At 52.9% G+C, this 16,681-nt stretch carries 4 protein-coding genes; 1 reads left to right on the top strand and 3 read right to left on the bottom strand.

Features of this window, described 5'->3' with window-relative positions; genetic code table 11:
- Positions 1-5: 5 nt before the first annotated feature.
- From AC6EI9_RS06305 to AC6EI9_RS06295, 3 genes are read right to left on the bottom strand one after another with little or no spacing between them, the layout of a single operon-like run.
- The gene (locus tag AC6EI9_RS06305; protein WP_498469641.1) at positions 6-908 is read right to left on the bottom strand and encodes a hypothetical protein; all 903 of its coding nucleotides are present in this window, start codon (positions 906-908) and stop codon (positions 6-8) included.
- Positions 905-1,783: a sulfotransferase family 2 domain-containing protein gene (locus AC6EI9_RS06300; RefSeq protein WP_498469640.1), complete on the bottom strand. Its 879-nt coding sequence runs from the start codon at positions 1,781-1,783 to the stop codon at positions 905-907. Before AC6EI9_RS06300 ends, AC6EI9_RS06305 begins: the two co-directional genes overlap by 4 nt.
- A complete protein-coding gene (locus AC6EI9_RS06295; protein WP_498469639.1) occupies positions 1,780-5,064 on the bottom strand; it encodes a tetratricopeptide repeat protein in 3,285 nt (1,094 codons plus the stop codon). The genes AC6EI9_RS06300 and AC6EI9_RS06295 overlap by 4 nt, the downstream gene beginning before the upstream one ends.
- Positions 5,065-5,368: 304 nt before the next feature.
- Between AC6EI9_RS06295 and AC6EI9_RS06290 the strand changes: the two genes are divergently transcribed.
- Entirely contained in the window at positions 5,369-16,642 is an 11,274-nt protein-coding gene (locus tag AC6EI9_RS06290; RefSeq protein ID WP_498469948.1) for a YadA-like family protein, read from the top strand.
- The last annotated feature ends 39 nt before the right edge of the window (positions 16,643-16,681 follow it).

The raw sequence follows: 16,681 nt of genomic DNA, 5'->3' as shown, positions 1-16,681 counted from the left end.
CAGTATCAAGCTACTGCCTCTTCAAATTGTTCTTTAATTCGTTGATTGACCTCAAAATTCATCGCAGCCATCAATCTTTGGCGGATCAATAGTTCCTCTTCCTTGCTTAGCAACCCGTTGGAAAAACGCTTGTCCAGTGATCCAAAGGTTCGGATATGCGCTAGGGGAGTGAGATCCACAGCGGCAAACCTCCAGGACTTCAGATGGGTAGCGCAGAGTGGCAAAGCAAAACGGTCGAATCCATAGCCACTGCGAACACCATTGAGAAACGGCATCGACAGTTCGAGTAAGTCGCTGCGAATAAATGGTGCCATGATTTCCACGATCGGTACCCGATGCAGCGTGGTGCAGGCGCGTTGCCGTAACCATCCGTATTCCTGGCAAAGGCTGCTGCTGAACGTCACCGCAGGCTGGGCAGCGCTGAGGTTGTAGATGCGTGCTGTGGCCAGCAAGGTCTGGATGTCGCTGCTGCGAAGCAACACGTCGTCATCAATGAAACCCATGTAATGGCCAGGAGGAGGAGCAGGTAATTGGCGCCAGGCTTCCTCCATGAGATGTCCTTTGCATTCGGTGGCCACACTGAGCACGTCAAACCCGTGGGGGTTGCTTTCCTTTTCGACTCCTTCCCCAGTCCAATCAAAGAGAACTACCCGGCAGGGGATGGGTTGATCCATGACAACGCAGTGCTTTCCGCGTTGGCATGCGATCACCACGACGTCTTCAGCGGTTGATCCTGGGTTGAGTACAGGTGATCCTGCAGTAATCGGATCGCTGTTGTTGAGTTCTTCTACCGCCGCATGCATTTCCGGCAGAAACTGATCACTGTGACTCCCCAAAACCCAACGTGCCCAGCGCTGACGTTCAGCCTCGGGTCGATCGCGAAGTAGCTCTGGTAAAACGTTCTTCACGCTGCCTGCTGCTCAGATCTCTTCGTGCTCAACACTGTTTGAGCGAGTTCAAGAAATGCCCAGTCGGCCCCATAAAACTGATTAAGCGCTTTGATAGCCTCAGGCGTGAGATGTTCACGCTTCAAACGCCTCCAGTGATTCTCGGCTTCAAGATCTCTGGACACATGTTGAGATGACACATCGATCTCCATTCCGCTGACTGTTTGCCAGTGCTGCATCAGTTCATTGATGTTCTCCATCCCATGCAAGGAGTGATAACAACCGGGGTCTCCCCCCAGATAGGCCACCTGAGGAATCGTGTGATGACTCCAGTCGATGTGGCAAGAGATCCACTGGCGCAGTTGCAGTGCGACAGCATTCATGACGTAAACGGGGTCGGAGTCATCAGCGAAGCTGGCGATTCCATGCTGCAGAAAGAGGTTTCGGTGATACTCCAGGGCCTCTTGATAGGAGGCCTCATTCTCAGTGTTTGTGTGTAATTTCTGCTCGATTTTTGACCGTGTCAGCTCTACGAGGTGGCTTCTGCAGGCTGATACGAATCGGTCAACCGGATCTCGCCAGATGGCGATCAGGCCACGGTGTTGAGCAACGATTTTCAATTCTTCTGGAGTCAGCCAGTAGGTGTGATGGAGTGTTGAACCGTGGGGATCACTGAGCAATTGCTCGTCTCGGCACCCCTGTAATTGCAGCCATACACGTTTGATCGTGCTGCAGCCGTTTTTGGGGATCCAGACGATGGCCGCGTTGTTGCCTAGGGGCAGGAGGGGTGTGAGTGTTCCTCCGTCTTGAAGATGCTGCTGAGCTGAGGCCCACTCAGCACGGTTCATCACCCTTCTTCCGGGCATCAGCCCATTGGATTGGTGAGTCTCACTCATGCCGCCATCGTTTGATCGGTTTCAACGGTGCCGATGTTTGCAGTGATCGCATTCAAGGGAATTGTGCGAATACAGGATGGCTTCTGTCCCACTTCCGGTGGCTTGCGGCAGATCGTTTCCACGGCCATTTGGAAAGCTTGGGCAACACTCTTGTCTTGGAAAAGACGCTCCTTGCGTTCGCCAATCAATGTCCGCATTTGTTGGTAGAAGCTCTCGTCTTCCAGCAGACGGCTGGAGATGGCCACGTAATCATCGACATCCTTGGCAATCAATTGGGGTAACTCGAGAACGTCGAGCATTGACACGGTGTGGCGACCGCGCATGAACGTTGTTGGCAGCGTCACCACCGGGCAGTCGAGCGAGAACGATTGCATTGAGCTGTTGCCACCGTTCCAGTCGATCGTGTCGATGGTGTGATGACTGATGGCAAACAGTCCCATGAAGTCTGCGTAATCCAGTCGGGGCAGGATGCGCAGGTGGTTTTCGATCTCGAGGCCGCGATGTTCAAAGTGTGGGCGAAGGCGCTCGTAAAGCCGTTCGGCGATGCTGCCGTTGCCCATATGGCCCACCAACACGATGAAGGCTTCGGGGTGGCGCCGGGCGATTTCAGCGAAGGTCCAGTCGTTGCGAGGTAAATATTTGAAGGTGCTCTGCAGCGAATTGAGGATCGGCCTGTCCCGGGGTAGATCGAACTTGTCGAAGAGCAACTGCCCATCGTGGATGGCAGCAGGTTTCTCGTAGTTCAGGCCTGTTTTGGGCAGGCGGTAGAGGGTTTCGCTGTAGTGAGCCTCATTGCCCTCAGGCTCCATCCCTTCACCAGAGAGGTAGTAGTGAATCGTTTTGGATCCACTGCTGATCGGGTGACCCCAACCCTGTGCCTGCACTGGGGCCAGTTGCAGTACGGATGTGGCCTTGCTGGCTGGATGCATGCCGATATCGGTGTAGATCAGCAGATCCAGCTGATCGTCGAGGATCTGCTGCAAAATCATCTCTGGATTGTCCGCTCGTAGCGGCAGATGGCGATAGGTGCCGAGAGCTGCAAAGCGTTGGCTGCCACTGTCTTCGCTGTCGGCAATGTTGTAGCTGAAGATCTCGTAACCGGGATTGCCGGCAATACCCTCCAGCCATCCCAGAGCCCAGATCGATCCGTTGTGGTTGATCAAATGCGGAGAGATCACACCAACGCGTAAGGGTGTGGTGTCTGCCGGATCGCGTTGGGGAAGAGGTTGCATGAACGCACCGAGTTTGGGGCGCAGGATGCGATCGAGGATGCCGGCATACAGCTCCTGGAATGGACGATCGTCTTCCATCTGGTAGGCGAGATAGAAGTTGGTGAGCGACCAGGCATGGGCGTAGAGCTGCTCCCAGGCTGGATCCTCTTGGGTGATGCCTTTCAGAAGCTTGTAAAGCTCCTTGGCATCTTTTTTCCAGCGCTTTCGCACTTTGACGACTTCTTGATCCGTGGAATACAACACCGGCAGCACATGCAGCCTTGTCATCAGCTGAACCCGACGGTCGTCACTGCAGCGGTCAGCAACATTGAGGCTTTCGTCGTAACGATTCAGCTCCATCAGGCAGGCAATGCGGCCTTGGATGCCCACCACCGTTTCCATCGGTGAGATGTCGGGGCATTGGCAGAAGCGTTCAAATTCTCCAAGCGCTTGATCATGCTGTTTCTTCTGGATCAGTGCCTGCGCCAGGTTTTGGCGTGAGGGCTTGAACTCAGCGTTGATCGAGAGTGCCTGCCGGTAACTGGAGATCGCGGCATCGATGTCGCCGGTGCTGCCCTGGGTCAGTCCGAGGTTGTTCCAGGCATCCGGATAACTCGGAGCATGCTGGAGGCAAAGACGGAAGGCTTCAATGGCCTCAGGATCACGTTTGTGATCCCGCAGCAGATTGGCGAGGCAGAACGCAGCGGAGAAATAGCTGGGTTGATCGCGCAGCAGCAGGCGCAGTTCGCGTTCGGCCTCTGCTGGATGGCCAGCTTCGACGAGACAGAGAGCCAGGTTGTGTCGACACTCACTGAAGCCAGGATGCATTTCAAGGGCTTCTCGGTAGAGGCGCAGACCTTCATCGGTATTGCCGAGAGCGCGGCAGGAGTTTCCGCCGTTGAAGAGCACATAGGGTGTGAGGAAGCCGTTGCTCTGTGCTTTCTCAAAGCAACGCAGAGCTTTTTCGTGGCTGCCCAGAGATGCATGGCCAATCCCCTCCAGATAAGCCACTTCTCCGGCATGTGGGTGGCCTTGAAGTGAAGCTGTTTGTTCGACGACTTCCTGGGAATGGTTTTGGCTGATCGCCTCGTATAGATGAGCGAGTCCTGCTTCGGGAGTGTTGTGGTCAGGCCAAATTCCCTGCGGATTCGAGATAGGGGGTAGAGGTGGTTGAGCGAGATCTTGTTGAGCTTTGGCGAGTTGCTGTTGCAGCTCAAAAACTTGTTGATGCAATCCAGCAATCTGGTGATGGCGATCGCGCAGTTGCTGCAGGGGATCGACTATGGCGTCTTGATCGACAGCCCCCAGAGGCTTGACCTTGTCGGTTCGCCGGCGAGGCAATGAATACTCAAACGTCTCCAGATCTTCGCCATAGATGGTTTGGAGGAGTGCAAAGCCTTCTTTGCCATAGGCCTCTTCCCAGCGCTTGCCCAGCCGTTGCCGGCAATGGTTGTCATAGCTTTTGAGTTCCTGATTCAGCCGTTGCAGTCGTTCAGCCGAAAGCAAGGATTTTAATTTTTTTGGCAGCTCTTTCACCAACTGATGGCGATCCAAGCGCAGGTTGAAGAGGTTGCTCTGACCAATAAAGCGATGCTGCGGCATCAAGTGGCCATCACTTTGCAGCAGTTCCCAGTGATCACTGAGGTAACTGAGAAAATCCGAGAAGCGGCAGGGCTCTGATTGATCTTTGCGGCGTGCTGCCTGAACCGAGCCGTTCAGGGGCGCATAGGCTGGATCAGCAAGATGCAGTTTGTCGTGCCAGAACGACAGCAAGCGTTCACCTGGATGGCGGGTGACTGCCAAGCGCAAGGCGTGGGGATCGTTGGTCCAGCTCTCCTGGTCTGCCTCGCTTAACTGGCTCAGCGTTTGAAGGCCGTGGTTCTGTGCCTGGTGAATCGCCAGTGCAGGCTTGGTTTCACCGAAGGCTGCACCCTCAAAAGGTTCTCTGCCGTCTGCGATCACAGCCAAACGCTTCAGCAGAGTGGAGGCCACCTTCGGGATGGGCAGCAGCATCCAACGGGCTTCTCCCACCAGCAATGTGCTGGAAGCAGTAAGTGACTGCACTGCCATGGGAGATCAAGAGGAACCTGCCGGGGTGTGAGGTTAAAGGGAATGTCATCAACACATGTTGTTTATGAAGCAACTGTGTTGAGCCTCCAACGGAATCATTCAGAGGCAATTGATACCAATCGTTCAAAGGTCCTGTTTGGACATTTCGGGCCCCAGGATTTTTCAGAGGTTTGGTGATCCCAATCGGGCAGATTCTCTGCGGTCTCTGTTACAGCTCTGTGCGCCTCTGCCTGTAACTCAGCAAATTCTCAGAATTAAGTGTCTTAGCTCAGTGGCTTCTTCCAAGGACAACCTCTTCTTGGGAATGCTGCTGAAAGTTGCCGGTTATCGGCGCAGCACTCCCAAGCGCCGAAGCAGTCGCAGTAAACGTTGGAGCCGTTCCGCTCAGACCCTTTTTGCCAGCTGGGCAGTCCTGGGCCAACTCGGCGCCATCGGCGTGCTCGTGGGCGAAGCGCTTGAGCCCCATCAGGCTCAAGCACAGATCACGGATATTCCAGGAGACTATGGAAGCGGCAGTCTTAGTGCCACCGCCACTGGTCTCGGCGCTTTTGCGATCGGCAGGGGAGCACTTGCGAATCGTTTGTGCTCGATGGCCATTGGCTCTGGTGCCAGCGCTAATGGAGTGAATGCCACCGCAATTGGCGCTGGGGCGACTGCGGATCGCGCTAATCAAATGATGTTGGGCGCCAGCTCAACAGAGGTCACAGCCGCAGGCCTCGCGGGAAGCGGATCCGAAGTCATCATTGCCAACGACGACGGAACTCTGAAGAGGGCCGTGGGAATTGGAGCCAGTGATGGCTCATTAAGCATTGGCAACAATGCAACGGTTAGCGGCAATACCTCACTCAACACGCTCACTGCTTCGGGAGCGACAACGATCAATAATTCATTGACGGTGACAGGTGATCAATCCGTCGGTGGTAATCAGACGATTACGGGCAATTCAACGATTGCCAAAAACCAGGCAGTTGGTGGGACGTTAGGGGTCACAGGCAGCACATCACTCACCGGCGGAGCCACCGTCAGCAGCGGACTAACCGTCACCGGCGGCGCCAGCACTGACAGCCTGAGTGTGAGCGGGGCCTCCGCTCTCAATACGCTCACCGCTTCAGGAGCAACAACGATCAATAATTCATTGACGGTGACAGGTGATCAATCCGTTGGTGGTGATCAGACGATTTCAGGCAATTCAACGATCACCAAAAACCAGGCAGTTGGTGGAACGTTAGGGGTTACAGGAAGCACGACTCTGACGACATTGACGGCGAGCAGTGCAGCGAATCTGCAAAGCACACTCACAGTCGGATCGTTGGCGAACAGCTCACAACAGGGCAATGCACTTGTGGTTGCCAATGCGGATGGAGTTGTTTCCAGACAGGAAATTGGTGGAGGTGTCCTTAATGCGCTCAATTGCACTGGTAATGGAACCAACTCTGTGTGCTATGGCCCCGGTGCTAATGCCACAGGACTGAATGCAACAGCCATCGGGGCAGGAGCAGTCGCGGCAACAAGCAATAGTTCGATCGAACTTGGTGCAACGGCAGTTGGTGCAAATGCATCCGCCTCTGAAATGAACGCAACTGCAATCGGATACGGCTCAACTGTTAGTGCAGGAAATGCCACTGCGATTGGTACTGGAAGTAATGCTGCAGCTAATCGTTCGATTGCTCTTGGCCAAAATGCAACAGCATCAGAACTTAGTGCAATCGCAATAGGTACGAATGCCAAGGCTGCACATGAGAATTCAATTGCTTTAGGAAGAAATGTCGCGACGGATCGTGCTAACCAGGTCAAACTTGGTACTAATACAGTTTTAACGGCACCAAAGTTAAAAACAGCTACTGCAAGTAGCTCCTTGTCGGGAACTCAATATGGTCTGGCAGTGCTTGACAGTACCGGCACATTCTCAAGAGCTGCAGTATCAAACAGTTATTTCAAAGCGATTAACTGCGTTGCCAAGGCAGATTCAGCGGTTTGCTTGGGTGAACAGGCATTGGCGAATGCGTCAAACACTGCAGCGTTCGGTGCCAGCAGTAGCGCATTATTGGATGGTTCATCAGCACTGGGTTTTGGATCAAATGCTGCAAAAATAAATTCAACAGCTGTTGGATTTGATGCCTTTTCCAATGGATCTAGTGCCGTTTCCATTGGTGCATCCTCCAGAGCTCTAGGTAGCTCAAGCACTGCTGTGGGCCAAAGCGCTCAGGCTTCAGGCACAAGTTCTACTGCAGTTGGAGTGAACGCGTATGCTCGAAATACTTCAGCAATGGCTCTTGGCCAGAGTGCAAATGCGCGCGGTTTGAAGTCAATTGCTATCGGCTTTGATTCAAACGCATACAACACAAGTTCAATAGCAATCGGTACTCAATCCAGTGCTACAAATATCAATGCCCTCGCGATCGGCTCAGGGAGCAAGGCAAACTATGAAAACTCCACAGCGATCGGCGTAGATGCGCAAGCAACGCAGGCAGAAACATCAGGCATTCGCACTTCAGTAACAATCGGAGCCAATCAAAGTCAAGGAGGAACAGATTACTTCCTGCCTGGCTTTGAGGATCTGCCGACGTCTGGTACTAGATCACTGAGTATTGATACAGATGGCCAGCTTCATGTAGGGGATCCAGCTTCAATCCCTCCAACAACCATTAGCTATCAGGGAACAAATTGTACTGTTTCCGAAAACTCTTCTATTTGTTTAGGTAATCAAGCTGAAGCTAGAGATACCAACTCTGCCGCCTACGGGCAAAATGCAAAAGCAATTCAACAGGGAACCGTTGCAGTAGGCGGTTATAGCAATGCAACCAGACAATATGCGATTGCGATTGGCTCAGAATCCAATGCAAGCAATGACACAGCTCTCGCAGTTGGGCGTAGCGCCAATGCGAGTGGTGAATTCACGATCAGCATCGGGGCGAACAGTATTGCATTGGCGAACGGTGCTCAGGCTTTAGGTACACAAGCAAACGCCAGCGGTAATAATTCCATCGCTTACGGTCAGCATGCAGGCGCTAAAGGTATTCAAGCTATTTCCATCGGCAATGAATCGAAAGCGAATGGTCTTATCTCCGTTGCTATAGGTTCTTTTGCATTTAGTAATGGTGATAAAGCAATCGCGATTGGTCAAAGTTCTAGAGGGCAAGGGGCATCTTCTGTCGCAATTGGCCGGCTGGCTTTGTCGTCTGATCAATCTACGATTGCGGTTGGTAATGATGCGAATGCAACCTCGAATCGTGCCGTTGCCGTTGGTGCAAGCGCTAACGCCACAAGCGAAAGAGCGATCGCTGTTGGTGCGTCTGCCAATGCATCGGCAAGCGCTTCCATTGCTGTTGGCGCTAACGCATCGGCGACCAGCACCAATGCCTCCTCTTTAGGTCGAGATTCCAGTGCAGTGTCTATAGGCTCCACAGCCTTAGGCAGTGCTTCTGGAGCTTCTGGTGAAAATGCATCGGCACTGGGCTTTAAATCCACAGCTCAAGGCAGAAACTCCACTGCGCTCGGATCGATATCCAAAGCGCAAAAGATTGGATCTACAGCTCTAGGTTTTAGTAGCACTGCGTCAGAAGCCAATTCCACCTCGGCAGGCTCGAGCTCCAAAGCATTGGGGATAAATAGTGCTGCCTTTGGATTTAGTTCAAACTCTTCAGGCGCTAATTCTCTTTCCTTGGGGGCTTCTTCTTCTGCCAAGGGTGCAAGTTCACAGGCTGTTGGTGATTCATCTGTTGCTAATGGTAGTGGAAGTATTGCATTGGGTTCTCAAGCGTCTTCTGGCGCAAGTCGTGTGGTTGAAATTCCTTACGATTGTGATGACCCTCCATGTTCCCGCGAAGAGTCTCGATCGACAACTAATACAATTGCCATTGGCTATAAAGCTGTAGCCGGTAGTTTTGATACAGAAGAGCAGCAAGCCGTTGGGAATGCTTCGATTGCCATAGGTACAGAATCTCGAGCATTGGCTGATGGCTCCATTGCACTTGGTTTAAGTTCCAATGCAAGTGAGATTGGCACTACAGCAATTGGTGCTTTTGCAATTGCAAAAGGTGTTAATGCAACTGCAGTTGGTCGAGAATCTAATGCCTCTGCGGCAAATTCTACGGCTTTAGGTCGTCTCTCAAATGCTCAAGGCAATTACTCTGTAGCCTTGGGCTCTCAGTCCAAGGCTGTTGCTAGAAATTCAACTGCGTTAGGTGCTGTTGCTAATGCGACGGGTTCTTTCTCGACTTCAATTGGTACTCGCTCAAAATCTCAGGGTTATGCCTCAACTGCAGTCGGTGCTCAATCCAAATCTGTTGGTACTAATTCAACGGCAATAGGTCGCCTTTCTAATGCTAGTGCTGATTCAGCCATTGCAATTGGTGTGGGTGCAATAGCGTCTAATAATGGTTCGAAAGCATTTGGTTATGAAGCAAATGCTTCTGGATTCTCCTCCATGGCATTCGGGGATAAGTCCCTTGCGAATGCAAAGGGTGCCATTGCAATTGGTACCTTGTCTAAAGCGACAGGAATTAATTCAACAGCCATTGGCACAAGTGCTTCAGGAACCGGGCAGAATTCAACAGTTACTGGTGATAGTGCAACTGCTAGCGGTAGCGAAAGTTCAGCCTATGGATTCAGATCTACTGCATCTGGAGCCTCTTCAACCAGTATTGGATCCTCATCCAAAGCAACTAAATCAGGGTCAATAGCAGTCGGTTACTTAGCGACTGCTGATGCTGATCGATCTATCGCTATTGGATCAGGGAGCACAGCGAATGGACCATGCTCGATGGCTCTGGGTTGGAATGCCAATGCCACGGCTATTAATGCTGTTTCAATTGGACACACGTCCAATGCTTTAGGTGTTAATTCCACGGCCGTTGGCACCTCAGCTCAAGCGATTGCTAATTACTCCAGTTCCTATGGAACATTGGCCAATGCCAGTGGCTTGGCCTCGATGGCCTTTGGTGCAGGAGCGAATGCTAGTGAGACTGGTGCCATCGCACATGGCGTGAATTCAATAGCTTCTGGAGCTAATTCGTCAACCTTCGGTACAGCATCCACCGCGACTAAAGAGGATGCCATCGCTTTTGGATATTCAGCAACAGCTTCAGGAATGGATGCGATATCTATTGGTAAATCCTCAGTCGCAAGTGAAACCAATTCAACAGCGATTGGTACGGAAGCCAAGGCGACAAAGGTCAATTCCAGTGCTTTTGGTGATGCCGCTAACGCGTCCGGCAATCAAGCCACTGCTTTGGGAGCCGGGGCTTTGGCTACCCAGCAAAACGCCACTGCTGTTGGAGAGAAAGCCAATGCTTCTGGCACTCAATCAACAGCCGTTGGCAGGCAATCTTTAGCCAGCAAGCACGATGCCACAGCTCTTGGCACAGTCAGCAAAGCGATGGGTGAGCGAGCTACTGCAATAGGTGTTTTAACCAAAGCCAATAGGAAGTGTTCAACAGCTGTGGGTGCCTTAGCCGTTGCTGATGGAATCCTTTCCCAAGCTTTTGGTGCCAATGCAACCGCTTCTGGTGAGAATTCATCTGCCGTCGGTAGCTATGCCACTTCAACCAATAGCAGATCTACAGCAATTGGCACTGGCTCAGCCACCACGCGTGATGATCAGTTAATGCTTGGTAAAGCAGCAACGGAGGTTACTGTTGCCAACCTCAGTGGTACAGGAACTTCTCTCATTGTTGCTAATGGCGATGGAACACTCTCTAGATTCACGGTAAGTGATAACGGCCTTGAATCTCTGAATTGCGAGGGCAATGGTGCCAATGCTGTTTGCTATGGCCCTGGCGCTAATGCCACTGGTAAAAATACAACAGCGATTGGTGCCTATGCCAATGCAGCGGCTTCTAGCAACACAACTGAATTTGCTGCAACGGCTCTTGGAGCGAATTCAAAAGCAGCTGAGAAATATTCCACCGCCCTTGGAGCCAATGCCAAGGCACAAGACAACAGAACAACAGCTGTTGGTGCTGGAGCATCAGCCAGCAACAATGCATCTTCGGCATTTGGATTTAACGCCACTGCATCGGGCTACCGAAGCCAAACATTCGGTGCGTACACAGAAGCCACTCAAAATGCAACCACTGCCTTGGGCTACTCGGCCAAGGCTTTGGCCAACCGCTCAATTGCACTCGGCAGTTTTGCAAACGCATCTGAAAATGCTGCCATAGCCATCGGTGTTTCCGCCAATGCCTCGGCCCTGCAATCACTAGCGATTGGGTCCAATGCCTCTGCGTCATGCCAGAAAGCAACTGCAATCGGTCGGGGAGCAGAAGCCAGTGGTTTTAGTGCAACGGCCATTGGCGTCGACAGTATTGCCAACAAGGGAAATGCTCAAGCAATAGGTCATAACGCCATTGCTTCTGGTATCAACGCGACTGCCATTGGTACAAGCGCCGAAGCCAGCGGCAAGTATTCAAGTTCTTTCGGAACAGAAGCCAATGCCACAGCAGAAGATGCTATTGCCGTTGGTTTCCTGGCTAGTGCCTCAGGCGACGATTCGATTGCCATCGGCACATCAGCTGTGGCCAATAAAGCCAATACAACCGCCATTGGCACTGAGGCAAAGGCTAGTGGTGAAAATTCAACAGCTTCAGGTGATAGCGCAACAGCTAGCGGAACAAATAGTTCAGCATTTGGATTTATAGCAACTGCATCAGGAGGAGATTCAACCAGTATCGGTAAATCTTCCAGTGCGACACAACAAGGTTCCACAGCAATCGGTCATTTAGCGCAGGCGACTGGTTTTCGCTCAACAGCTTTAGGCACAGGAAGTAAAGCCAACGCAGAATGTGCATTGGCTGTTGGCTGGAAAGCCAATGCGACTGCAATTAACGCTATTGCCATTGGACATACAGCGAACGCTGAAGGCATCAATTCCACGGCGGTTGGAACTTCGGCCCAAGCTTCTGCCAACTACTCAAGTTCCTATGGAACTTTGGCCAATGCCAGTGGCCGTGCTTCGATGGCATTTGGCGCTGGAGCCAATGCCAACAAAACTGGTGCAATTGCCCATGGCGTTAATTCCACAGCATCTGGGGCTAATTCATCCACCTTTGGTACTGAAGCTCAAGCCACCGCAGAAGATTCTATTGCGATTGGCCACACAGCCATCGCCAACAAAATCAACGCCACTGCCATTGGCTCTGGCGCTTTAGCTACAGGAGCCAACGCCACTGCGTTAGGTGATAAGGCAAATGCCAACGGTGATCAATCCACAGCTGTTGGTCGTGGAGCCAAGGCCAATGCAGGTTCAGCAGTAGCCGTTGGCCATGCAGCAATCGCAAGCGGCACGCGTGCTTCCGCTTTTGGCCAAGGAGCTAATGCTTCGAAGGCCGATTCCATCGCAATTGGCTATTCATCCGTTGGTAGTGGGACACTTTCGACAGCCATCGGCTCCTATGCGAATGCAACCGCAAATGATTCCGTAGCCATTGGCTATTTGTCCAAGGCAACAGCAGAAGATTCTCTCGCTATTGGCAAGTTATCCATTGCCAATGAAAAGAATGCCATTGCCGTTGGCACGGAAGCTATTGCGACGAAGGTCAATGCAACAGCCTTTGGTGATGCCACCCAAGCAACCGGATTTCAATCCACTGCTTTAGGAGCCGGGGCTTTGGCTACCCAACAAAACGCCACTGCTGTTGGCGAGAGAGCCAATGCGTCTGGCACTCAATCAACGGCGATTGGCCGAGCGTCAATCGCTAGTAAAAGCCGTACAACAGCACTCGGCGCCAGCAGCAAGGCAACAAACGCTCAAGCCACTGCAATCGGAGTCCAAGCCAATGCGAGTGCCGACCGCTCAATCGCATTAGGTTCTTACTCCAACTCCAGCGGTGCGGCATCGCAAGCCATTGGCTCTAATGCCACGGCTTCTGGGGAGAATTCATCAGCTATCGGTAGCTTCGCCACTGCCAGTAACGACAGCTCCACAGCCATTGGCTCGGGTTCTTCTACCACCCGAGACAATCAATTGGTATTAGGCAAGGCAGCAACGGAAGTCACTGCAGCCAATTTGGCTAACAGTTCGCAAGCAAGAAATGCAATCGTCGTAGCCAACTCAGATGGCACCCTTAGCCGCTATGAAGTCGGTGGCAGTGCTTTCAACTCTCTTAATTGCGAAGGCAACGGTGCTGATGCTGTTTGCTATGGCCCTGGAGCGAATGCCACCGGAAAATACACAACAGCAATTGGTGCTCAGGCGAATGCATCTGCTGCATTAAATACAACTGATTCCGGCGCTACCGCAATTGGCTTCTTGGCTACGGCAACGGCCACTAATTCTGTTGCGATTGGACGTCGCTCCTTGGCGAATCAAATCAATACAACGGCTGTTGGCACGTATGCCAATGCCACTGCAAATTACGCGAGTGCTTTTGGCTACGAAGCCACTGCAAACTCCAATTTTGCAACGTCTCTGGGTTTTAAAAGTGAGGCGTCAGGTCTGTCTGCCGTTGCCATTGGCCGATTCGCCAAGGCGAACAGCTCCAATTCCATCGCTCTCGGTAATCAATCCCAGTCGATAAAGGATGGTGCTATAGCGATTGGTTTCCAGTCCAATGCAACAGCTCTTTTTGCTCAAAGTATTGGCTTCAGAGCAGAAGCGACAGCGAATCATTCAATTGCTCAGGGTGTCCTTGCCACCGCCTCTGGTAATAATTCCATGGCGATGGGTCGAAGTGCGACTGCCTCTGGAACAGATGCCATCGCCATGGGCCTTGAAACAACCGCATCTGGAGAATCATCAACGGCGATTGGTCGTGGCGCCAAAGCCACGGCTAATTACGGAACGTCGTTTGGTGCACTGGCGAATGCCACCGCTCTGCAATCAACAGCTGTCGGCTTCCTCTCCAATGCATCAAAACTGGAAAGTTCGGCATTCGGTTCGCGAGCAAAAGCAAGCGGTGATCAATCAACCGCTGTTGGTGTGAACACCATCGCTTCAGGCGCTCAGAGCTCCGCCTTCGGTAAGGGGGTAACTGCGTCAGGGAAGGAATCCACAGCTGTTGGCTATGAAGCAGTGGCATCAGCGGAAGACAGCTCCGCTTTTGGTAAGGGTTCAACGGCCTCAGGGAAGGAGTCCACAGCTGTTGGCTATGAAGCAGTGGCATCAGCCGAAGACAGCTCCGCGTTTGGTAAAGCAGCAAATGCTTCAGGCTTGCAGTCAACGGCTGTTGGTTATGAGGTGATTGCCTCTGGTGCCAATAGTTCTGCTTTTGGTAAGGGTGCTAACGCCAGTGGAGATATGTCACTTGCCTTGGGCGTGAACCCAGTTAGCTCCGGAACGTCGTCGATTGCTGTGGGTGACGCCAGCAGTGCCACGAAAACCAATTCCGCGGCAGTCGGTGCTGGCAGCCAAGCCACCCATGCCAATGCAACCGCCATCGGTACTGGTTCATCCACGACCGCTGAACGTCGCGTTACATTCGGCGATGGTTCAACGACTTACCAGACGCCTGGACTCACGTCTTTGGCGGGCTCGGATTATTCCCTTGTTGTGAGCAATCAGACCGGTGTGTTGGGTGCACTCAGTCTGGGAATGCTCCCTAACGACACAACTTTCTGTGTTGGGAGTGGTCAGGAAGCAACGTGTTACGGCGAAAACGCGAAATCACAAGGAGCGGGCACCACGGCAGTGGGTGCAAACAGCGTCGCTGATAGTGGAGCTGGAGCCAGTGAAGTCGTTGCCGCCACAGCCTTCGGTGCACGCACCAAAGCAACTGGTGAAGGATCAACGGCGCTCGGCACGCTGGCGAATGCCAGTGGCGTTGGATCAATTTCTACAGGTATGAATTCTTCTGCCCAAGGTCGTGGTTCTATCGCTTACGGCTTTGGAGCAAATGCGACAGCTGAAAACACCATGGCCATGGGTGGCTTCGCCAGCGCCAACGGCGATAACTCTGTAGCAATCGGCGCTGGTGCCATCGCCAATGGTCGCCGGGCCATGGCCTTTGGCGCCGGAGCCCAGGCTCTTGGCTTCAATACAGATCCCATCGCCTTCGGCACCAGCGCTCTGTCTGATGGCACAGCCACATCCTCCTACGGTGGAGAGTCTGATGCAGTCGGCACCAATGCCACTGCTCTTGGTGCTTATTCCAATGCCAATGGTGTCAATGCCATCGCGATTGGTACAGCGCGCGCCACAGGTACCAATGTGATTGCCTTCGGTGCCGGTGCATTGGCTACTGGCACTGATTCCACGGCAGGTGGTGCTGGTGCATCAGCGACTGGTTCCAATGCTGCAGCGTATGGAGCCGGGTCAACTGCAACCAGTGAATCATCTGCTTTTGGTGCTGCAGCCAGTGCTGACGGGCAAGGTGCGAGTGCCATCGGCCGAAGTGCGTCTGCCTCTGGTAATGGCGCCTTGGCATCCGGTTTCAAAGCCAAGGCATCAGGAACGAACGCGTTGGCGATCGGTACTGATGCCACTGCCACTTCGGAAGCTATGGCCGTTGGTCGTTCAGCCAGTGCTAGCGGAGATGGTGCAATGGCATCGGGTAAGAATTCATCGGCAACCGGTCGTGGCGCTTTGGCATCTGGTTTCACCGCCAGGGCGAATGGAAACAATGCCATTTCGATTGGCACCTCACGAGCGACAGGAACCAATGTTCTGGCGATTGGTGCGGGTGCAACGGCGAGCTACGACGGCTCCTCCGCTGTTGGCGCAGGTGCTGTGACGACTCGCAACAACCAGATTGTGTTGGGGACCACCAACACCGAAGTCACCGCTCCCAATCTCGCCGGCGACGGCACTGAAATGATCGCGGCGAATCAAGACGGCACGCTGAAGCGCACGTCGGTGTCATTCGAGCAATTGGATGATGCTGTGAATCAGAGGATTCCCAAGCTGGAGTCTGCAGCACGTGGTCTTGGTCAGGCCGTGCAATCGAGCGGGGCGATCGCGTCGGCGATGTCGGCGATTCCTGAAGTGACCCTGCAGGAAGATGAACCGGCGCGTTGCGGCGTAGGCACCGGTGCGTTTGGTTCCCAGTACGCCATCTCTGCGGGTTGCGCAGTGAGAGTGGGAGATCGACTGCACCTCAACGGTGCACTGTCTTACACCCCATCCGTCGATTACGAGTACGGCGCAACTCCCTCCGTCGCCGGTCGTTTGGGTTTCTCCTTCCCCCTGGGTAAGAAAAAAGAGTCAACCAAGGTGAGCTCTTCAGAGATCTCGGAATACCGCACTGAGATGAATGCCAGCTTCGTGAAGCTCAAGGATGATCTCCAGTCTCGTGATCAGCAGATTGATGCCTTGAAAGCCAAGCTTGAGGCTCTGCTGGATCAGCAAAACAGCAGTGAAGACATGAATGCTCCGGGGTCCGAATCAACCCGTGAGCTGGTCGCCTTATTGCGGCTGCGGATAGAACAGCTCGAGGATGAGAAGCGCCAGTCTCTTGCTGAAGACCAGCGTCAAAATCTGGTGATTGAGAAGCTTACGGAGCGCGATTCTCAGAGTCAGGAGCAAATCGAGGCTTTAGAGCAGAAGCTTGATGAGAGCGACAAGCGGTTCGGCAAGCTGAAGCGTCAATTTGATGCGATTATGGAGAAGCTTGGAATCAACAACAACGGTAAGGCAAGTCTCTAGATGTCTAAGAATAGAATCTTTGACATTCTGTACTTGAGC

The sequence above is a fragment of the Synechococcus sp. MIT2312 genome (assembly GCF_059772315.1).
This window is presented reverse-complemented; position numbering and strand designations above follow the sequence as displayed.

What these genes read in the sequence shown, in the direction of transcription:
- AC6EI9_RS06300 (WP_498469640.1), bottom strand. Translation starts at nt 1,783, where the DNA reads ATGAGTGAGACTCACCAATCCAATGGGCTGATGCCCGGAAGAAGGGTG.
- AC6EI9_RS06295 (WP_498469639.1), bottom strand. Translation starts at nt 5,064, where the DNA reads ATGGCAGTGCAGTCACTTACTGCTTCCAGCACATTGCTGGTGGGAGAA.
- AC6EI9_RS06290 (WP_498469948.1), top strand. Translation starts at nt 5,369, where the DNA reads ATGCTGCTGAAAGTTGCCGGTTATCGGCGCAGCACTCCCAAGCGCCGA.